This window comes from Acetobacterium wieringae (assembly GCF_023700225.1).
Lineage (GTDB): Bacteria > Bacillota > Clostridia > Eubacteriales > Eubacteriaceae > Acetobacterium > Acetobacterium wieringae.
In genome coordinates, this window is the sequence record NZ_CP097897.1 from 579873 (window position 1) to 602303 (window position 22431).

The following is a 22431-nucleotide window of genomic DNA, read 5'->3' on the forward strand; positions in this document are numbered from 1 at the left end:
TGAGGCACTTACCAGATCAAATCACTTTCTTATAAAATCCTGCTTATCTGCAGAAATCGACTTGACCACCTCAACATCAATGGCCACATCAAAATATTGAGCATCATACAAACGGTTTAAATAATCCTGATAAAATTCAAGGAGTGGCGGAAAGGATGCGATGATTTCATTTCGGATTTTATTGATGTTTTCCACCGAATCATCCGGGGTGCGATCTAAGTCAAGGTAGGTGTTCAGCAGTTGAATGGCGGTTTCCGCATGATGACTGGCATATTGCGGAAAAACCTGAAGGTCTGGTTCTTTGTTTATTTTATCTCGAACTTTTGAAACAACCGCTTCCAGATCTTCGAGGATGACTTCCTGCGAATAGAGCGATTCCCGCCGTTTGGCAGTTTTTAATAAACCGATTAGTTTTTGAAGCCTGGCCTGTTCCGCGATGTTGCGATCCTGAAGTGTTGCTAAATTGGGATTTTCAGCCGCGTCAAACATCGCAAGATCCTGGGAAGGGGATTCGATAGTTGGGCGCTTGATTTTTTCTGGTGGTTCATGTTTTACCCGAAAAACGACATAGTAGATCACAAAAACGAATAGGATCATTAAAAATGCGCCCCCGAAAAAGAGCGACAATTGGGTGACCGATGAATTTTCTAAAGTAAACAGATTACTGAAAAAGGCTGAAGTGTTCATGATGGACAATACCCCCTGATATGAATTGATAGAGCATTTTAAATTACCCCGTTAAGCAAGAAAAGCGCCAAAAGCAGGCGCTTTTCTTTTAAATTTCACTCGGTAGAAAAGGGAAGAACCCGACCAAAATGCGTCGATCTCAAATAGTCAAAATAAGCAAAGGCTGTAAAATCAGACTTCTTCAGGGTCTTCGGTGCTGGTTTCAGAAGGGGTAGGTTGAAGCTGAGTGGCAAACTCGGTTATCAAATCCTGATTCTGTGGTTCGCTATTTTCAGCAGTGAGTGGTGTACTGACTGTTATCGTAGGGGCCTCAGTCGGTGTTGCCATTTTGCCGCCTAAAAATCCCGAAATCAACGACTGCAAATTAATGCCAGTGCTTTCGGAGATACCTTCGGTCACTTGGGACATGGTATTGACGATGTCTTTGACCATTTTGGTAGAATTACCATCGCCATACATGGTAATGCGATCGACGTTGTTAAGTGGTGCAGCAACATTGCGGGCAACTTCGGGAAGGGCATTGAAGTACATTTCCATGATGGCGGCATCACTGAATTTCTTCATGGCCTCAGCTTTGGCATCAATTCCGGCAGCTTCGGCAAGACCTTTGGCCTTGATAGCGGCGGCCTCGGCAAAACCCCGGGCTTCAATGGCGGCAGCTTCCTGCTCTTTGGCATAGCGATCAGCTTCGGCCGCCAATCGATTGGCTTCAGCATCTTTGGTGGCAATAAACAGCTTTGCTTCAGCATCCTTTTGTTTCTCAAATAATTCGGCTTCAGCTTTTTGGATACGCTGGTAGCGTTCAGCATCGGCAGTTTTATTGATTTCTGCTTTTAATCGTTGTTCGCGAACTTCAACTTCTTTAGCGGCCAACTCGATTTCTTTTACCTGTTTAATAATATTAGCTTCCTGGGTCTTTGTCTCGATTGTTTTTCGCTGTTCTTCCTGCTCGATTTGGTAAGCGGCGTCGGCCTGGGCCTTCGTCAGATCAGACTGACGTTTTAATTCGGCTTTGCGGATATCCAGATCGGTATTTTTCTGGGCAATTTCCAGATCGGCTTTAATTCTGGCATCGTTGGCAATTTTAGCCGCTTCTGATTCGGCAATCGCAACTTCTTTCTCGGCGTTGGCGCGGGCAATTGCGGCGCCTTTTTTGATCTGCGATTTATTTTCGGTACCAAGATCTTCAATCACGCCAGCCTGATCGCGGATTGACTGAATGTTGAAGGAAATTATTTCAAGACCCATCCGTTTAAGATCCGGAACAGCGTTTTCCTGCACCTTTTCGGAGAAGGATTTTCGGTCGGTCAACATATCTTTGAGATCAAGTGAGCCAATGATTTCTCGGACATTTCCCTCAAGGACATCTTTAACCTGAGGAATGATTGAATCAGTTGATTGGTTCAAGAAATTCTCGGAAGCAAGTAAAATGGCCTCTGGTGACGAACCGATCTTGATCTTTACCGCGCCATCCACCATAACATCGATTATCTAATGTAGTTAAAATTTTGTAGCTTTATAAAGCTGTTATCACAACGTTTATATGTATTTATTGTAACCATTAACTAGTCTCAAATCAAGTTGGTTTATTTCAAAATCGCAACTCTCGATATTTTATAAAGCAGGTAGATATCTTTTAAAGTCTGTTCTTCATGAGTAATCCGAGATTCCCTAATACATTTCCCTACTGATTTCGTCTCCTTTCTATTTGCAATAAGAGAAGTATCACACAACTATCATTTATTATTCTAATAAGTGATAAAATCAAATAAGTGATAAAATCAAAGCTACGCTGAAATTTATGGGCAGAAAATCAATGTAGCCCATTATTAGTTTTAAAAATTCATTCTTACTACTTCCTTGTCTTTCATGGACTTCAAATAGAAGATCGTTAAATTCTTTTACTTTTCTTTTACGTTCTTGTTCATCCATCTTTCGAAGTTATTTAGGATAGTTCTAAATTTGTCTGGTGTTTTATAGTCATCGGACAAACGAGCTACCTTTAAAATGCTAATTGATTCGTTGAATTCGAATAAATTAATAAAATTTGTTTCGTGCTGGTGCTGCTTAACATAGTGATATTGAACATCTTTTTGATAATTCTAACCAGGTAGTAGTTGTGTTGGAGAGAATTGCTTTTGACAGAATGAGCAGTCTTTTATTCATTTTTATACTTTTCAATTTCAACAATGATGTTGTAAATCCTTTTCTGCTCAAAAAAGTTTTTGAAAGAATAATTTCATAACATTTCTCAGCAATTTGATTTTCAGAAGGATTAACAAAATCGATTTTTTCAAATAATTGTGAAAGAGAGATTCCCAAAGATCGCGTAATTTTTTCTATACTCTCAATGGTTGGGTTTTTCTCGCCTCGTTCAATTTGACCAATATAGGTTGGATGACAATGTGATCTTTCGGCAAGTTGTTCCTGACTAAAACCAAGCTTTTGTCTATAATTTCGTATACGTTTGCCTAATTTAGTTGTTAAATCGCTCATAGACCCACTCCTTTTTAGTATAGTCTATAAGTATCTTTTACTACTTTCTACATACTATTGATATCATATTGGAATATTGGTATACTATAAGTATATATGCTAGATTTATGATACTAAAAGTATTTCTATTAAGGACTTGAAATCTTTACTTCGGAAGCCTTTTTAAAGAAACGAAGGCTATTTAGTTAATTGTGTGAAAATAACAAATCTAGGATATAATTCGGTTTAGCCTATAAAAAGGGGATAAGCCACAAGTGATTGTTTTTCCTTTAAATGCGCAAAAGAGACAATTAAATTATAATGAGTATTTCGGGTGCGATTTACCAGCGGGGCTTTCGTTAAAATGCTTTCGGAGTTTCGTTTAAATAATTCCGATCTGGTCCAATAATCCAATTCTTTGAGAATACATGAATTACTCAGCTCGATCAAGGAAGCTTTGCAGCGCTATCCTTGACTGATCACAATTTTATATGCTTTATGTGTTTAATGGTTAAGATTCCGTTTGTAATAAGTCGAATCAAGTGAAACTTAAATCTGGTTCCGCTGAGACTAATCACCGGTTTTTCAAGCCGAAATATTCAATTAAAATTTGTCATAAAATGAGGGAATAATGAGCAATGAAAAAATTCATAAAGACTTATCCCATTTGTCGGAAAGTCAAATAAAGGAACTAATCTATCGATACTATGAAAACGAAAATGTAAAAACCTTACTTGTAGAATTTGATGTTCATGTACCTCCTGGTAAACTAGTCAAATTATTTCCTCCTGTTTCTCATCAGGATTATCCATGCCCAAATTGCGGGGCACTCCTATATTCAAATCAAAAATCTAAAACTAATAAAGTGCCCACAAGTATCCATGAGCTTTTTTGTTTAAATTGTGGTCACACGAATAATTTGTCAAATCATTGTACTTGCGAATATTGTTTATCCCTAAAAAAAATAGAGAAAGAGCGAATAGAAAAAGATCGACAAGATCGAGAAAAAAGAATCAGTAAAATTCATGAAGTCATAGAAAATGCTTTTAACATCAACAATAATATACCTTTGGATTTTGATGAATTATGTTTTAAGCATAAAGTATATTTGAGCGCAATTTGCAAAGCGTTGCTTGTTGAAAATTATACATCAACAAGACAAATTCAGCCTTTTGAACTCTTAACTTATATCAAACCACTTTCACCTTCAGATCAGTATACAACATTGATGTATTCTGAATTAGTTAAACAAAGAATATTAATTCCAAGTCCGATTTCTGACATAACAGCTTTCGTTTTGGAAGATCAAAATGGAAATTTCAATTTTCTAGATGATTTTCCATATGAATTTTGTCTTGATAAAACATGGTATATCATTAATGTAACTTGTAATGAGGGATTTGATTCATTAATAAAAAAAATATTGTTGGGAAATTATTATTCTTCTGAAATAAATTCATCGGAAGCATTGGTATTGTGGAAAGATATTGCGAAACAGGAGTGCATTTCATATTTTGAATATCAATTAAGTACTGTCCATTTTAACACTCAATTTGGGAAGAAGACAAATATCATTATTGAGAAGCTTCTTGAATATTTCTCTGTTTCACAAGTATATGCATTAATCTGGAAAGAAGTCGCAAGTGCATCAAAAGCTTATCTTGAACATCGGTTTTCAAAGAATTATGCTAAAAATATCGCTATTCACGGAGTAGAGCGATACGGTGAACGTGCTCTGGAAAATGGATGGGAAATTATAAAGTATTCGCGAAATAGAGAAGTTCCGCAGAGTATCTTAAGTTTGGTTTTATTCAATTTAGTACTTTTAATTTATGATGATGGATTTAATGAGCCCCCTAATATCAAGCTACTATAATAACTGTCAATGAACCCTACTAATAACCTCAAGGAGGAAATCAATGATGACGAAAACATTTTGCGAAACATGTCATGAAATAGTAACCTATATAGTCAAAGAAGCGTGGATTGAAAAGAAAATCAAGGGATCTTCATATAAATTTCGGGGATTAAAAGCTTATTGCACTGAGTGCGGAGGGGCTCTATTTGTTGCAAGTATTCACGATCACAATCTTAATATGTTGGAAAATGAAATTGATTACGGAAACTGAAATGAATAGAAATAGTGTTGGGCTTAAAATTAAGATGATGTGCGATAAAGCATGTTTAAGTCAGAAGTGCTTTGCGGAATATTTAGGAATTGATCAAAAAAAATAATAAAATTCGAAAAAGGTGAACTTCAATTAAGTATCGATCAACTTGAAAAAATATGCGACTTGTTTAGTTGTTCATGTAACGATTTAATGGAAGGAATAACAGATGAGCTGCAGCAAGATTACTATTTTGATTTTAGTACAATAAGTAGTGATGATCTTACAGGAATCTCAAGGATTAATAAAATTGTGCGTAATTCAAAAGAAATGAATATTTTATTAACTGGCAGGCTAGTACAAAGATGAAATTATTGAAATAAAGGAATTGATATGATAGAAATTAAACTGAAATATTTATGTAAAAATAAGCATCCCATGTCAAGATCTGAGGCAAGACGCATTATAGAGAGTTCAAATGCTGTCAAAGAGATTACCATTGATTTTGAAGATATTGATAACATTGGTCAGGCATTTTGTCATGAAATATTTGTTGTATTTCAGAACAAAAACCCAAAAATGAAATTAAATTTTGTCAATGCAAATAATGAAGTCATGGGAATGATAAAACGAATTTTAAACACGGAAAATTGCTTTAATAATAAAAATGTGAAGTAGCAAAATATGAATTGTTTCACAGAATGTGTTTGAAATTTAATGTGTAATTTTCAATGAATCCAAATATAAAGGATTCTTATCGATCAAATTGACAAATCTTCATAAGTAACACTCCTCCTATTCTTTTTTTATGATTTGCAAGTCAAATTGAACAGCGTAATGATATTAAATCGGAAACGTTCATATTTTGCATTCTGCGAAATTTTTGATTTGATTTATTGATTTTATACTTAAAAGATTCTACTTTGTGACATACGTGCGCTTTTTTTGATTATCAGTTCTTTTTCTTCAATACTATATTCTCTCCATAGTTTGCAGTATTTAAACTGTATTTTGTTCATAATATTCTCCTTTTTTTATATAGCGACAGCTTTTTTTACATTTTTGTGTTGATTTTGTGCTGGCTGTAGTAAACGGGTAGGTAGCCTACATCTGCATTGACTATAAACCAAGAACAGAGATCGATGTATTATTGCAATTTACATAAATTATTTCCACCTGAGATTGACATTGTGCATTGATATTGCTAAAATTGATTAATAGGAATTAGTTGGATTTATACTTATTACATGTGATTATGTAGATTTGATTGTTTCGCTCTAATGATGATATTTATATGCAAAATAAATATCAATATCAGAAGAACTTAAATTATACTGCTGGATAGAAATAACCAGACTAGTGACAGTTTGTTTGGCTTTTTAAGGAGGAGAAAAATGACGAATGCACCTGAAAAATGGTCAAGTCTTGAAGAAGTTGCCGAACACCTCGGCGTTAGTAAGGATACAATTCGCAACTGGATAAAAAAAGAAGCGATTCCTTATCGAAAGGTGGGTAAGCAATACAAATTTAAAATATCTGAAATTGATGCTTGGGTAGATAGCGGCAAAAGTGCCGAGATTGAATAAGCTGCCGATGACAAGAGTCAACGGCGCATATAAGTGGGTGATTGATTAATATGGATACAACAATGATGTATAACGGCAGCCTGACCGCCGAGCAATTTCTATTCTATGAAATAAGAATTGTCTCCAAACAGTACCATGAGGGAAAATCGATAGACGAAATCGTTGAAGTCATAAAATACGATAATTTATTTCAGTACCCGACTGAACGAAAGATATCAAAATTAGCGCGAGCCTGTCATCGGAGAATTCTGGCCCTTGACAATGACAAACTGGTTTATGAGTTGGCAAATGCACCTGTTGAAGTGGCAAAGCAAATAAATCTCTATGCGATGATGCGCTATAACCGCCTTGTCCGTGAGTTTATGACCAGCCTGATTGGCGAGAAATACCGTCAGCATGATTTCTCCTATAGTAGGAAAGACATCAATGTCTTTTTTTCACGGTTGCGAGAGCAAAACGATAATATCGCCACCTGGAGTGAGCAAACAATAGCGAAACTCAAACAAGTACTGACCAAATGCCTGATCGAAACAGAGATGCTCGACAATGTTCGCGCTTGCGAGCTAAACCCTATATTTATCAGTGCGGAGCTTGAAAACGGGATCCGTGAGAATAACGATTTAACCGCCCTTGCGGCATTTAATTGTTTCAGGTAGGAGTGAAGACAATGACTGATATAAAACAAGAATTGGATCGAATTAAAGCGCGAATCTCCGATACAAACTTCCTTGCCAATAAAGGGTTATCGAACGAGGTCGGGATTCACGTATTCAAGTATGCACCGCAGCATGAGTTAATCGTCCGGGATTATATTGAGCGACTGGTCAACAGTTCATCCGATGAATTTCGGATTATTGAGAGAGACATGTATAAGATTCTTTTGGAAATTTTGGCTGAAAAGCGTGTGCTTGGCAACGTACCAGGGCTTGAAGAGAGAAAAAGGCAAGGACTACCTCCTTGCTCAGTTACAGAAGATCGCTACCCAGGAGGAATTTCTGGAAAAGATGAAATATGAGCCGCACAAATATGGTGATGTGCTGTTTTTGACGGGAATTGGGAAAGTGTACCCGTTTATGAGGTCACATAAGATGCTCGATACAATGCAGCAAGCATTCTCAGATATTCCAATTGTGATGTTTTATCCGGGAGAGTTTAACGGGCAAAGCTTAAACCTGTTTGATAAGTTCCATGACGGGAACTATTATCGGGCATTCAATCTACTTTAACAGGGGGAAAGACATGAAAATTCAAAATATGTTCCAAAAGGATATTAACCGTGATATTAACGGCGTTATTAAAGTAGCTCAAGATGATGAAGTAAGTCTCGTTCAGGAACTTGATGAGTATATCATCACGAGAGAACTACGACGACATTTCAGCACTTTTTTTGATAACTATGCCAAAGCCATCGATCATCCCACGGACAAAGTTGGAGTCTGGATTTCTGGCTTCTTTGGAAGTGGTAAATCTCACTTTCTTAAAATTCTGTCTTATCTTCTGTCAAATGCTAAAGTTGGAAATAAAAAAGCAGTTGATTTCTTCGAAGACAAGTTTGACGATCCGATGATGTATGCCACCGTCGTTCGTTGCACAAATATCCCTACTGAGTCAATTCTCTTTAATATCGATATTGAAGGCCCCATTAACAAAGACAAAACCGCCGTCTTAAGGGTTTTTACCAAGGTTTTCTATAACCATCTTGGCTTTTACGGTGAGGACTTAAAAATTGCCAAACTCGAACGCTTCATTGATGAGCAGGGTAAGACCGAGGCATTTCGGATGGCTTTTGAAGAAATTAACGGGGCATCATGGTTGGAGAGCCGGGCTGCCTGTGCGTTCTTTGAGGATGATATCGTGACTGTCCTGCAAAGTGTCCTCGGCATGAGTGAAATTTCTGCCCGCAACTGGTTCAACGGCGAAGAAAATACTGATATGAGCATCAAGCAGTTGGTTGAGGAAATAAAATCCTATGTTGACAGCAAAGGGAAGGACTTCCGTCTGCTTTTCTGTGTCGACGAGGTTGGACAATACATTGGTGACGACAGCGACCTGATGATCAACCTGCAATCCATTGTTGAGGAAGTCGGCAGCAAGTGCCTAGGCAAAGTCTGGGTAATGGTCACGAGCCAGGAAGCTATCGATTCGGTAGTAAAAATCAGCGGCGACGATTTCTCGAAGATTCAGGGCCGTTTTAACACCCGTCTCTCATTGTCCTCAGCTTCGGTGGATGAGGTCATAAAGAAACGTATTCTTAAAAAGAATGCAGAAGCCGATGGGCTTCTGCAGCTTGTTTACGACAAAGAACACGCTGTTCTGAAAAATCTCTTTACGTTTAATGATGCGATACTGGACATCAAGGGATACAGCGATGGCGCTGAGTTTTCAGCGACGTATCCATTTGTACCTTACCAGTTCATTATTATCCAAAAAGTCCTTGCCGAAATACGCACGCATGGCAACTCCGGTAAACATCTATCCGGCGGTGAGCGTTCAATGCTGTCCGGTTTTCAGGAGGCGGCGCAGAAGGTACAGGGTAACGATGAGAATGCTATTGTGCCATTCTCACAGTTCTACGATACGGTTCATACCTTCCTTGAAAGCTCGATACGACGGGTAATTGACCGATCCCAGAATGCCGCCGACAAACATGACGGTTTAGAGCAATGTGACGTAAGCGTTTTGAAACTGCTTTATCTTGTCCGTTACATCGAAGACATCAAGGCGAACATCGACAATATCGCCATTCTAATGGTGGATGATATCCGAACCGACAAGATCAACCTTCGCCGTGAAATAGCTGCATCGCTGGAGCGTTTGGTTGCACAGAATTACGTCGCACGTAATGGTGACACCTATTCATTTTTGACGGATGAGGAGCAGGACATCGCCATCGACATTCGCAAGACGTCGGTTGTCAGCGGGGCGATTGTTGGGATTATCGGACAGACGATCTTTTCCGATATTTACCCTTCTAAGAAATATAAGTTCAACAAGTATGACTTCGCCTATGACCAATATATCGATGAAACCCTTGTTGGTTCGGCTACTGGTGGTGTTCGCCTCCGTTTTGTTACCATCGCCAGTGACTATTACCACGCACCTGAAGCTAAGTTGATAATGGATTCGCAGGCCAACAACGAAATAATTGTCCGGCTTTCCAGCACGGTACAATACTTCGAAGAACTCGAAACTGCGGCAGAAGATTCGTAAATACATCAAACAGAAGAATGTGTCTCAGTTACCCGAAAGTATTCAGGATATCATCCGTAAACGTCAGGCTCAGGCGCGGAAACTTGAAGATAGTGCTAAAATACAAATTGAAAAAGCGATCGTAGAAGGTACGTTTTTTATCTGCGGTGAAAAAGTTGAGCTGAAATCTGGGGATGCTAGAGGTAAGCTTGATGAAGCCTTGAGACAATTGATCGAGAGTGTGTATTCCAAGCTGAATCTGGTGAATGTATTTCAAGAGAGTGATGCCGACATTCTTAAGATTTTAAACGGCGAGCCAGAACAATCCAGCTTTCCTGGTCAGGGAGCAAATAATGAATTTGCCCTTAATGAGGTAAGTCAATGGCTGGAGGAACGCTATCTAAGTCACGTCCCTGTATCGATGGGTGACGTGCAGCGACGTTATCAGGCCATCCCATATGGATGGCGTGAGGTCGATATCGCCGCGATTATGGCACGACTGATTGTTTCACAGAAGATTGAAATACGCTATGGCGGCGCTGTTGTGAGCAAGGATGACAGAAACCTTGTCGGGTATCTGCGTAAAAAATCAGAAATCGAAAAGGCTGCCGTGAGCCGCAGAATTGCCCCGAGTGAGGAACTGATGCGTAAGAGCATTGCCTTCCTGCGCGAATGGCTCGGACAGATGGGTATTCCCAAAGATGAGGATGGTCTGATCAACTTCGTAAAAGACACCCTTGAGCCAAAACTGGCGCACTACGAAAAACTCATTGACGAATACAACCTCGACCGTTATCCCCAAAAAGAAGTAGTCACAACCGCCCGCGACCTGATTTACGACATACTTTCGCAGAAGCGCGATAATGTCGCCCTCCTTACACGCCTGATTGCTAGACAGGATGATCTTCGGGATAGTTCTGAAGATATGGAGGAGGTTGAAACGTTTTTTAAAACTCAACGATCGATATTTGATGCAGCCAGACAATTACAGCGTAATTTACAAAATGAACGCGATTATTTTGCCACCGATGTTGACGCCAACGAAAAAATCAAGTCGATTGCTACTATCCTTGAGATGGCTAAGCCCTATGCCCGGATCAAAGACCTTTCTGACTTGATGCAGGGAGTAAGGTCCGCCTACGAAACGCTGCTTGCTCAGAAGAAAGAAGAAGTCCTTGCGATCATCACCCAGTGTCGGGGCGATGTCCACACGCTGGCAGGAGTTGGAAGTCGGGCTAATAATGAAGTAGTAAAATCCGATGACCGCTTCGCTGAATACCAGCAGCAAGTTGCCAGTGCAACCAGTCTCACGACCCTTGACGCAATGATTACCAGGCTGCTTAGCTACAAAGACCAGGTTTGTAAACGGATTGAAATGATGCTCCATGAAAACACGACACCAGCTAAAGCCGGTGAAAAAACGCCGAATCCCCAGAAAATTGCGCAAATACGGAGATACGATGTATTCCCGGCCAAGCGGCTGACCTCGCGCGAGGATGTCGAACAGTATCTTGATGGGATCCGCAAAAAGCTGTACGACACGCTTGAGGCAAACGACAGTATTCAGATTAACTAAGCGAGGAAGTGACTATGAACAAGAACGCGATTCAGAAATACGCCATTTGGGCGCGGAACGAACTCATCGAACAGGTCAAGCAGCGCGCCTACCAATATGGCATCAGCGAAACGGGTTACGGTGACGAGCACGCCACTGTTGTTGCCGGACGGGTGCTGTCCGCCGATGAGAAACATCAACGCCACGCCTTTGTCGAAGAAATAAAACAATCCAGCTATAAACAAGTTGTTGAGGAAGTGGCCTATACCTGGTTCAACCGCTTTGTCGCCTTGCGTTATATGGAAGTGAATGACTATTTGCCGACCCATATTCGTGTTTTTTCTGACGCTGGTGGCAACTTCAATCCGGAAATCCTCGCAAATGTCTTGCATCTCGACCTTCAGGGCTTGGATAAGGCAAAAGTATCGACACTGCTCAACGCCAACGCTACCGAGGAACTTTACCGATATCTTTTACTGACACAGTGCAACGCCCTGAACGAGCTGTTGCCGGAGATGTTCGAGCGCATGGGGGCCTATACCGAAATGCTCCTGCCTAACAATATTCTCAAGCCTGAAAGTGTGATCGGGCGGCTGGTGAATGACATTCCCGAAGAAGACTTCCGCGACGCGGTACAGATTATCGGTTGGCTGTATCAGTATTACAACACCGAGCCGAAGCAGGCGGTGTTTGATGGTCTGAAGAAGAACGTCAAGATTACGAAAGAGACTATCCCTGCTGCGACACAGCTATTTACCCCAGACTGGATAGCTAGATATATGGTGGAGAACTCCTTGGGGCGCCTATGGTACGAGGGACACCCGGATGAAACATTAAAATCCAACTGGAAGTATTATCTTGATGAAGCAGACCAGGAAGAAGCGGTTCAGGCTCGGCTCGATCAAATTCGTGAGGAATATAAAAACCTTAAACCTGAAGAAATTAAATGCATCGACCCTTGTATGGGCAGTGGGCATATACTTGTTTATATGTTCGATGTTTTAATGCAAATTTATGAAAGCAACGGCTATAACCCACGTGATGCGGCGGTCAGTATTGTTGAGAACAACCTTTATGGATTAGATATTGACGAACGAGCCGCCCAGCTTGCTTATTTTGCAGTCATGATGAAAGCTCGTCAATATGACCGACGTTTCTTGTCTCGTGGTATTAAGCCCCATATCTATGCGATTGATGAAAGCAATGGTATCACCACAGCACCTATGCACGATATGGGTTTAAATTTAACAGAAAAAGAGTATGAACTTGCAGTAAAACAGACAATGCAATTGGTGGAAGAGATGCACGATGCTAAAGAATACGGAAGTCTTCTAAACATAACGCCTTGTGACTGGGATTTGCTTCGTCGCTTTGCTGTGCCTCGTAATGTGAGCGGTCAAATGATGATTGATATTCACGGTGAACAAGAAGCATCCAGGCGTCTACAGCACCTGATCGATATCGGGGAAGCCATGGAACAGAAATATGATGTGGTTGTGACCAATCCGCCTTATATGGGGAATAAAGGGCTGAATAGCAAGCTGTCCGAATACTTGAAGACAAACTATACTGATTACAAGAGCGATACATTCTCAGCGTTTATTGTTCGTTGTGGTGAAATGGCGAAGTTAACCGGCTTTGTCGGAATGTTCTCGCCGTATGTTTGGATGTTCATTAAGAGTTACGAAAAACTCCGCAATCTGCTATACACAACGAAGGAGATCATCACGCTGATTCAGTTTGAGTATTCAGCGTTCGAGGAAGCGACTGTCCCAGTATGCACGTTTGTCGTGCGGAACGGTAAAACAGGAGCAACTGGAGAATATTTGCGGCTTGTGGACTATCGCGGCGGTATGGAGGTTCAGCGTGTAAAGACTCTTGAAGCTATAGCCAACCCGCAATGCGGCTACCGCTATACCGCCAACGCGGAGAACTTCGAAAAGATACCCGGTTGCCCGGTGGCGTATTGGGTGAGCAATCAAATTTTATCAGTATTTGAAAAAGAAAACAAAGTATTCGACATTGCGAAACCAAGAGTGGGGCAAAACACAGGAGATAATGAGAGATTTTTAAGATTGTGGCACGAAGTCTCAAACACCAAAATAGGGTTCAATACTCCTCATTCAAAAATTGACGAACAACCTTTCAAATGGATCCCTTATAGTAAGGGTGGTCCTTATCGCAAATGGTATGGTAACTATTTCTATCTTATAAACTGGAGTGACAATGGGAGAGAAATTAAAGAATATGCCGTAGTCCGAAATAACGGAAAGCATTGGTCACGTTATATTCAGAATTTAGATTTTCTCTGCTGTGAGGGAGTGACTTGGTCAGATATTAGTTCTAGCAAGTTCTCTTGTCGATATTTACCGCAAGGATTTATCTGTGATGTTAAGGGGTCTTCTGCATATCCACATCACTCAGTGTTGCCAATATATATGGCAACACTCAATTCAATGTTCGCTGAAGAATGCTTGCGTATCCTCGCTCCAACAATTTCATTTCAGACTGGTGATATATCAAGGATACCATTTCCTTCTGATTCTGAAAAATTTCCGATTATTCATAAATTGGCAAGTGACTGTGTTATGCATTCAAAATCCGACTGGGATGCATTTGAAACTTCATGGGATTATAAGCGGCATCCGCTTCTCTGCAGTGTGAGAACAGTAAATGCGTCATTCGACAAATGGGAGCACGAAACGGCGGAGCGGTTTGATACCATCAAAGCCAACGAGGAGGAACTCAACCGTATCTTCATCGACATCTACGGCTTGCAAGATGAACTCACACCGGAGGTTGAGGAAAAGGATGTGACCGTGCGCCGTGCCAACTTGGAGCGCGAGATTCGGTCGCTGATCAGTTATGCCGTTGGTTGTATGTTCGGGCGCTATTCGCTTGACTGCGAGGGACTTGCCTACGCGGGCGGTGAGTGGAGTGAGGCTAAGTATCACACGTTCCCAGCGGACAAGGATAATATCATCCCTATCTGCGACGACGAATATTTCGACGATGACATCGTCGGGCGGTTCGTGGACTTCATCGAAAGCGTCTACGGGGCGGATACATTGGAAGAAAATTTGAAATTCATCGCCGATGCCTTGGGTAGTAATGGTACGCCACGTGAAGTCATACGGAACTATTTCCTTAAAGATTTCTTTAAAGATCATCTCAAAATCTACCAGAAGCGACCGATTTACTGGCTCTTTGATAGCGGCAAAAAGCACGGCTTCAAGGCGCTCATCTATATGCACCGCTACACGCCGGATTTGATCGCCAAGCTGCGGACGGACTACGTCCACGAGCAACAGGAACGCTATCGCACCCAACTTTCTCACATTATAAGCGAACTGAATACCGCTTCAGGTGCAGAACGCGCTAAGCTTCTAAAGCAACAGGATAAGCTAACGGAGCAACTGCGTGAAATTACCACCTTTGAAGAAAAGGTTCACCATCTCGCCGACCAGAATATTTCAATCGATCTTGACGACGGCGTAAAACAGAATTATAAACTTTTCGCCGATGTTCTGGCGAAAATTTAATGGAGGATATCATGCTGTCAGAGACAATTAAAGCACGGCTTGCGGAGCGCTTTGCCGCATCCTTGCCGGAATTTCATAAACGCCGAATTATCTTCTGGTCCGACCAGGATGGCGAGTTTGTCGAGTCGTTTGACGATCTGGGGCTTGACGGTGTGACGATCGTGAAACTTACGGGGAAAAATAACTTCGCCATCAAGAAGCTGCTTGCAGCGGACGATCTGACGGGTGACTACCTGGTCTATGATCCACTCAGCTATGAGTCAGATCAGAAGGATGACTGGCTACTTGATATCAGGCTTTATAGCGAGGTGTTTCGCGCCGATTTTGTATCAATCCAGATGGAAGAACTGCTTGTTGAACCGACCACAGCGATGCGCAAGACCATCAAGTTATACGCCAAGTTTCTAGAAAACAAAGACCGCAAGGAGAAACTTCGCCGAATCGGCAGAAGCTACCAGACACCACTCCAGCTGCATATCGACGTGATAGCAGTGCTATGCGGTCTAAACGGTGGCTCCGCTCAAGATGTAATCATTGCCGTACTGTCAGCAGGGTTGGAGAAAGAAAATAACGTCCCACTTGTCAACATTGAGAAGTTCGGTAATATCAAGGCATTCTGGCAGTTGGTACAAAAGTACACGGGATTTGTTAATGCGGAAGACCGCCCGCTGTCTGACCTTGCCGCGCATATTTTAATCACAGCCCTGTTGCAGACACTACCAGCTTCCGCATTGCGCGGTTTGGAGCGGTTTGTAACAGATTCAGGAAAGGCCTACTGCTATCAGCTTGTTCACGAATGGCAGCGTAGTGATGGCTGGGAGGATTTAGTCGAGATCTGCAGTCATGTCGAGGGCGAACTTCGCCTTGCCGAGCGTTTTGATAAGATCGAGATTCCAATACTGTTAAAAAGCGATACCTTTCCTGCCATCAATGAGAGCATCTTGAAGCGTTTCTATGGAGAAATCAATGATCGGGTTATCAAGGTAGAGTTGATCCTGGAAGCGGTGGAGAACCGCCGGACATCGGGGTGGTATAACCTAACGGCCGATTACCTCGAAAGCCTGTATTGTATCGCCAAGATGCAGGAGTTTTACCTTGCTCACATCGGGGGCTTTCACCTCGTCGAGCCAGCAAAGATCTGGAAACTCTATACAACCGATGGTTACCAGATGGATAGCTATTACCGGCAATTCCATTACTTTTTCGGCAATACCTTAAAAGCCCCTAACCCACATCTGGAGGATCCATTGAAGAAATGCTCCGACGTTATTGAGGGCTTATACCACCATTGGTTCCTGAAAGAACTCACCCTAAATTGGACAAATGCCATCGCAGGGGATTTGGATTCCCTCGGCTATGTTTCTGAAATAAATAAGCAGCGGGACTTCTATCGCAACTACGTTTCCCCGAACGTAAGCAAGGGTAACCGCGTTTTTGTAGTAATTTCGGATGCGCTACGCTTTGAGGTTGCTGTCGAACTTTCCGAAGTCCTCAGCCATACAACTAAAGGCAAGGCGACGCTTGAAGCGATGCAAGCAGTATTTCCGAGCATTACCAAGCTTGGAATGGCGGCGCTACTTCCTGGGAGAGAACTGTCTGTCAGCGATAAAATGGAGGTATCCATTGATGGCAAACCAGCGGGAAGTACGACTTGTCGTGATGCGATTCTAAATAACGCAAACCCTAACAGCGTCGCCGTAACCTATAAAGACTTACTTCAAATGAAAAAAACAGAACGCCGCGCCCTGGTACAGGGTAAGGAAATTATTTATGTTTACCACAATATGATTGATGCATTGGGTGATAAGCTTGCTACTGAAACGAAGGTGTTTGAGGCATGCAGCGATGCGATCTCAGAACTGAATGCCATTGTCAAAATTATTGTCAACGATTTGAGCGGTATCAACATCCTTATTACCGCTGATCATGGTTTTCTCTATACCTACAATCCGCTTGAGGAAAGCCAGAAAATCAGTCGTCAGACCTTTAATGGCGAGGTTTACGAACTCGGTCGGCGGTACGCCCTTGTAGCGCCTGGAACATCTGCTGATTATCTTTTGCCGGTCAAAACCGAGCGTGAAATTGGCGGCATCCCGATGAAAGGTTATGCTCCCCAGGATACGGTTCGCATTAAAGTCCAGGGTGGCGGTCAGAATTATGTTCACGGCGGCATCAGTTTACAGGAGATGGCCGTGCCGGTGATTGTTTATAAAGGGATGCGCTCTGGTTACAAAAATTATGTTGAGGTTCAAAATCCCGGGCTGTCAGTGCTTTCGGAGGGGCGAAAAGTAACAAACCTGGCTTTCCCGCTCGATTTCTTGCAAAAACAGCCTGTCGGAGAGAAAGTACAGCCGTGCAGTTATACCGTACATTTCACCGATGATGAGGGCGTTCCAGTCAGCGATACGCAGACGGTTATCGCTAACAGGGTCAGCAACAACCCTTCCGAGCGCGTATTCCATGTGAGGTTTATATTTAACGAAATAAAATACAATAAAAGTAAAATTTATCATCTTATCATCGCAAACGATACGGATGTGCCGGAAGAGATCGAGTTTAGCATCGACATCGCGTTTGCCGATGACTTCGGATTTGGCCTTTAAGAGGAGGATTTCGCAATGGATTTAGAAAAGACAAACTATACACCGGAAATTGATGACGTGAATGCGGTCATTAATCGGAAACTGCGTGAGCATTTCGATGGTAGGATAGTCCGTAAAGATTTGACCAAGGCGATCAAGGAAGGTGCGAATGTTCCTGTCTACGTCCTGGAGTTTTTGCTTGGGCAGTATTGCAGTTCCGACGATCCGTCGATCATTGAGGACGGGGTAAAAAACGTGAAACGAATCCTCTCTGAGAATTTTGTGCGCCCCGATGAGGCACAAAAGGTGCTATCGGCCTTACGCGAACGTGGCAGCTACACGGTTATTGACCGTATCACGGTTGGTCTGAATATCAAACTCGATCGATATGAAGCTGACTTTTCAAATCTAGGTGTTCGCAGCATACCCATTTCGTCGGACTATGTATCTAAATACGACCGCCTGCTATGCGGTGGCATATGGTGCATTATTGGTCTGGAGTATGAGTTCGTTGAAGAAGATAAGAAGTCCACACCAATTCGAATCATGAAACTCACGCCTATTCAGATGCCGCACATTGATATGGATGAAATCAAAAATGGTCGCCGGGCGTTTACAAAAGACGAATGGATTACTGTCCTGCTTCGCTCCACCGGTATGGAAGCTGACCGGTTCTCAACCAGAGAGAAGTGGCTGCAGCTGGCTCGGATGCTGCCACTGATCGAGAATAATTTCAATCTTTGCGAACTGGGGCCCCGCAGCACCGGCAAGTCACACCTGTATAAGGAAATTTCACCAAATAGTATTCTCGTTTCCGGTGGGCAGACGACGGTGGCGAACCTTTTCTACAATATGTCGAGTAAGACCGTTGGGCTTGTAGGGTTGTGGGATTGTGTCGCTTTTGACGAGGTCGCAGGCATCACGTTTAAAGACAAAGATGGTATTCAGATCATGAAGGACTATATGGCTTCTGGCTCTTTTGCCCGGGGCAAGGAGGAAAAAGCAGCGTCAGCTTCAATGGTATTTGTCGGAAATATCAACCAAAGCGTGGAGGTGCTACTGAAAACCTCACACCTGTTTGACCCGTTTCCTGAAGCAATGGCTTATGATACGGCGTTTCTTGATCGGATGCATTGTTACATACCTGGCTGGGAGATTCCGAAATATCGTCCCGAATCGTTCACCAATGACTATGGTTTCATTACAGATTATCTTGCCGAGTTTATGCGGCAAATGCGAAAAGAAACCTTCGGCGATGTATGTGATAAATATTTCCGGTTTGGGAATAACTTAAACCAGCGTGACGTTATTGCTGTTCGCAAAATGGTGTCCGGCTTTACTAAGCTGATCTACCCGAATGGGGAGTTCAGCAAAGAGGATATTAAGGAAATCCTCACTTTTTCCCTTGAAATGCGCCGCCGTGTTAAAGAACAATTGAAAAAAATTGGTGGGATGGAGTTTTATGATGTGAATTTCTCCTACATCGACAACGAGACCTTTGAGGAACACTATGTCACAGTATCGGAACATGGGGGAGGTAAGATTATCCCTGAAGGTTTGACAAATCCAGGCAATGTCTATACTGTTTCGCAAGGTAAAAGCGGAATGATCGGCGTTTACCGACTTGAAACGCAAATGCTCCCAGGCAATGGCAAGTTCGAGCGCACCGGTTTAGGCTCTGATCGTGATGCAAAAGAAGCTACCAACACGGCGTTTAACTTTCTGAAAGCGAGTGGTTCGCACATCAGTGCCTCAATTAGCACAACCACAAAGGATTATATCATCAATTACCAGGATCTAAATGGTGTCGGGATGACGAAATACCTGACGTTGCCATCTGTTATTGCCCTTGCCTCTTGTGCCCTCGGCAAACCGACGCTATCAAGCCTTGTGATTCTAGGTGAAATCAGCATTAGTGGCACGATCCAAAAAGTTGAGGAGCTGGCGAGCGTCCTGCAAGTCTGTCTCGACAGCGGAGCAAAGAAGGTGCTGATACCAATAACCTCAGCTTCCGAACTCGGTACGGTACCGGCTGATCTCATTGGCGCATTCAGCTTGATTTTTTATACAACACCGCAGGAAGCCGTGTATAAGGCGCTGGGTGTGGAATGATTCGGAATAAGAAGGAGTGCAAACTAGAGGAGGAAATAATATGGCTATGATTGATACATATAAGAACAATCTTATAAGAAAACGACAGGAGATTGTTAAGTTATCTTCAGATAAAGCTAAGGAAAGTGGGAAAATTCAGCAACTAAAAACAAAGATAATATCGGCAAAGTCTGCTATTTCACGATCAAAGCAAACATCCACAATTAAATCAAAGCTTTCAGAAATTGAACGCCACGAGAAGTCCCTTGCTGCGATTGATAAAAACATAGCCAGAATTGAAGGAAAGATTGCTGCAAAGGAAAAAGAAATTGCCGCAGAAGAAAAGAAGATCCTACAAGAGCAGAACAAAATCGACACTCAACGTATTAAGGCTGAGGAAAGCCGCCTAAAAACATATAATCGGAAGATGGAGTCATTTAACCATTCATTGCAACAGCAGAATGACATTCAAACGCAGCTCGCTGACGAGATAGAACAACTAAAATATGTACCAGAGAAAATCACAGTTCTTTTTTTTGCTACGAACCCACATAATACAGATAGGCTTCGCCTGGATGAGGAGGTTAGGTCTATACAAGAAATGATAAGAAAATCAGAGCATCGAGATTCCATCATATTTGAAAGTCGTTGGGCAGTGCGACCGTTGGATATTCTTCAAGCAATAAATGAATTGAATCCTGATGTTGTTCATTTTAGTGGACACGGGGCTTCTAAGGGTGATTTGGTTTTTGAAAATGCTGATGGGACGGCAAAGGTAGTATCGAAAGAAGCAATAACTCAAACAATTATGACTTCTTCAGATAAAATCCATCTTCTCTTTTTCAATGCGTGTTTCTCATTTGAACAGGCACAATTTATTACGGAATATGTTGATGCAGCAATAGGTATGACAACGTCGATTGGTGATAAGGCAGCAGTCGCTTTTGCAGCACAATTTTACTCCTCACTAGGCTTTGGATTTCCTGTTCAAAAAGCATTTGAGCAAGCGAAAGGTGTACTTATGCTTGAAAGTCCTAATGAAAAAGATACACCTGCATTGTATTTGAAGGATGGCGTTGATGCTAATATATTATATATAGTTCGTCCAAATGGCACTAACTAAAATTCAATTAGAGCCTATCATTCCAGACTGTAGAAAGAAACAGATCAATACAAGACTTTTTTAATTTTATCGAGATTTTTTAATTATTCCATTTGTCAAACTAAGAGGTATTCAATTTCAGACAAATTTTCTAAAACTGATAATTCATAATACAATAAATAAAAGTGTGCTTTCAGATTTATAATGAACCAAGACAGCCGTTGATTTAAGTCTTTTGAAGCTTTTTTCAGAGATAATAACTTTTAGTGTTTGTATCAAAACCGGTATGAAGATTGAAACAATCATGCAGAGATTAACACAATTTAATCATCTCAGAAGATAGTGTACTTAGGGGTTTGCAAAATCAAAAAGAGTATGCAGAGCTGAAAACCGGGATTGACCAGTTTTATTAAAAAAATGAACGCCACTTAGATCAAGGTATCATACCAAATTTTTCAATATACTAATAGATGGGAGATTAAATTTTGATATGTGAAATTCCAGCACTTGAGACTTTAAAAGCTTTGAAGTTCGCTAAGGATTTAGATGAATTAATAGTGGATGAGGCATTTACTTTTAATGCTAATATGAAATGGGTTCGTCCATTTGGAATGCTATTAACTGCTTGTAGTATTAAACAGTTTCGCGAAAAACATATAGATATTCCATTTAATTTCGAATGTTATACTACAAATAAGAGTATATCGTATGCTTCACACATGGGCTTTTTCAAATCCATTTCGGAAAGGCTTGAGATTGGAAAAGAGCCTGGAGAAGCTATGGGCAATGATAATTACATTCCAATAACGGAGATAAATACAAATCAAATTCTTAAGGACGAAGTGTCAAAAGGTAGAATGATCGAAATGGGAGATGCAATAGAACTAAAAGCTTCAGAACTGGCAAAGATAGTAAGCAGAGATAATAAAGAATTTCATTCATTGCTGACTTATTTAATTCGTGAAATTTTAAGAAATATACCAGAACACGCTGATTGTAATAAGGCATGGATTTGCGGTCAATACTGGAGAGACGGTACTGCGGAAATTGCAATTGTTGATGAAGGCATTGGTGTTTTGAACAGCCTTCGACGAAATGTAATACACAGAGAATATATAAGAAATGATGAAGAAGGACTCAAGTATGCTTTAAAAGCGGGAATATCGCAAGCTTTCCAACCTTCTAAATCAAATGCATCTAACAATCCGTGGGCAAATTCGGGATTTGGCCTTTATATGGTAAGTGAGATTTGTAAAGAATTACAAGGTTCTTTTTGTTTAGCTTCGGGGGAAAAATATCTTAACATAAATTGTGATGGGAGTACCAGCATTGGTAATACAGCATTTAAAGGAACCGCCGTTAAAATCACTGTATCTACAAATGCCCTTCAACGTAGTCAGGACATAATTAATAAGATAGCAAAGCAAGGTGAGGGACAAGCAAGAACAATTCGCAATGCTTTTAAAAAAGCATCAATGCCTTCAAAGGGGCTAATTGAGAATCTTTGATTAAGT

The 22431-nt window shown here is 41.4% G+C and carries 18 protein-coding genes; 15 read left to right on the forward strand and 3 right to left on the reverse strand.

From position 1 onward, the window contains the following. Window positions 1-21: 21 nt before the first annotated feature. The 3 genes from CHL1_RS02735 to CHL1_RS02745 form a co-directional block, all read right to left on the reverse strand. A complete protein-coding gene (locus CHL1_RS02735; RefSeq protein ID WP_250934573.1) occupies window positions 22-687 on the reverse strand; it encodes a hypothetical protein in 666 nt (221 codons plus the stop codon). Window positions 688-858: 171 nt separating this feature from the next. Then, window positions 859-2166, reverse strand: a complete 1308-nt coding sequence (locus CHL1_RS02740) for a flotillin family protein (RefSeq protein ID WP_250934574.1) — start codon at window positions 2164-2166, stop codon at window positions 859-861. Between the two features lie 588 nt (window positions 2167-2754). Continuing rightward, the gene (locus CHL1_RS02745) at window positions 2755-3183 is read right to left on the reverse strand and encodes a helix-turn-helix domain-containing protein (protein ID WP_250934575.1); all 429 of its coding nucleotides are present in this window, start codon (window positions 3181-3183) and stop codon (window positions 2755-2757) included. 610 nt (window positions 3184-3793) lie between these two features. On the opposite strand from CHL1_RS02745, the gene CHL1_RS02750 reads away from it, so the two are divergent. The 15 genes from CHL1_RS02750 (at window position 3794) to CHL1_RS02815 (ending at window position 22425) form a co-directional block, all read left to right on the forward strand. Beyond that, window positions 3794-5038: a hypothetical protein gene (locus CHL1_RS02750; protein WP_250934576.1), complete on the forward strand. Its 1245-nt coding sequence runs from the start codon at window positions 3794-3796 to the stop codon at window positions 5036-5038. Window positions 5039-5081: 43 nt separating this feature from the next. Beyond that, entirely contained in the window at window positions 5082-5291 is a 210-nt protein-coding gene (locus CHL1_RS02755; RefSeq protein WP_250934577.1) for a hypothetical protein, read from the forward strand. A gap of 105 nt (window positions 5292-5396) precedes the next feature. Then, window positions 5397-5639 (forward strand): helix-turn-helix domain-containing protein, encoded by a 243-nt coding sequence (locus CHL1_RS18465; RefSeq protein ID WP_420840491.1) that lies wholly within the window; start codon window positions 5397-5399, stop codon window positions 5637-5639. 24 nt (window positions 5640-5663) lie between these two features. Next, window positions 5664-5948, forward strand: a complete 285-nt coding sequence (locus CHL1_RS02760) for an STAS-like domain-containing protein (RefSeq protein ID WP_250934578.1) — start codon at window positions 5664-5666, stop codon at window positions 5946-5948. Window positions 5949-6664: 716 nt separating this feature from the next. After that, window positions 6665-6856 carry a helix-turn-helix domain-containing protein gene (locus tag CHL1_RS02765; RefSeq protein WP_026395803.1) on the forward strand — a complete coding sequence of 64 codons (192 nt, stop codon included), beginning with the start codon at window positions 6665-6667 and terminating at the stop codon, window positions 6854-6856. A 50-nt stretch (window positions 6857-6906) separates the two neighbouring features. Beyond that, entirely contained in the window at window positions 6907-7512 is a 606-nt protein-coding gene (locus CHL1_RS02770; RefSeq protein WP_250934579.1) for a DUF1819 family protein, read from the forward strand. Window positions 7513-7523: 11 nt separating this feature from the next. Next, window positions 7524-7871 (forward strand): hypothetical protein, encoded by a 348-nt coding sequence (locus tag CHL1_RS02775; RefSeq protein WP_250936323.1) that lies wholly within the window; start codon window positions 7524-7526, stop codon window positions 7869-7871. After that, window positions 7759-8082, forward strand: coding sequence for a DUF1788 domain-containing protein (locus CHL1_RS02780; protein WP_250936216.1), 324 nt, complete (start codon window positions 7759-7761; stop codon window positions 8080-8082). The genes CHL1_RS02775 and CHL1_RS02780 overlap by 113 nt, the downstream gene beginning before the upstream one ends. A gap of 13 nt (window positions 8083-8095) precedes the next feature. Then, window positions 8096-10066 (forward strand): BREX system P-loop protein BrxC, encoded by a 1971-nt coding sequence (gene brxC, locus CHL1_RS02785; RefSeq protein WP_250934580.1) that lies wholly within the window; start codon window positions 8096-8098, stop codon window positions 10064-10066. 19 nt (window positions 10067-10085) lie between these two features. Continuing rightward, on the forward strand, window positions 10086-11621 hold the full coding sequence (locus tag CHL1_RS02790; RefSeq protein WP_250934581.1) for a hypothetical protein: 1536 nt from the start codon (window positions 10086-10088) through the stop codon (window positions 11619-11621). Between the two features lie 14 nt (window positions 11622-11635). Continuing rightward, window positions 11636-15142, forward strand: a complete 3507-nt coding sequence (gene pglX, locus CHL1_RS02795) for a BREX-1 system adenine-specific DNA-methyltransferase PglX (protein WP_250934582.1) — start codon at window positions 11636-11638, stop codon at window positions 15140-15142. Between the two features lie 11 nt (window positions 15143-15153). Then, complete coding sequence (gene pglZ / locus CHL1_RS02800) at window positions 15154-17745, forward strand: BREX-1 system phosphatase PglZ type A (RefSeq protein WP_250934583.1); 2592 nt, start codon at window positions 15154-15156, stop codon at window positions 17743-17745. Between the two features lie 15 nt (window positions 17746-17760). After that, window positions 17761-19836, forward strand: coding sequence for a protease Lon-related BREX system protein BrxL (brxL, locus tag CHL1_RS02805; protein WP_250934584.1), 2076 nt, complete (start codon window positions 17761-17763; stop codon window positions 19834-19836). A gap of 40 nt (window positions 19837-19876) precedes the next feature. Further along, window positions 19877-20938, forward strand: coding sequence for a CHAT domain-containing protein (locus CHL1_RS02810; protein ID WP_250934585.1), 1062 nt, complete (start codon window positions 19877-19879; stop codon window positions 20936-20938). Window positions 20939-21402: 464 nt separating this feature from the next. Beyond that, the gene (locus CHL1_RS02815) at window positions 21403-22425 is read left to right on the forward strand and encodes an ATP-binding protein (RefSeq protein ID WP_250934586.1); all 1023 of its coding nucleotides are present in this window, start codon (window positions 21403-21405) and stop codon (window positions 22423-22425) included. Window positions 22426-22431 lie beyond the last annotated feature (6 nt).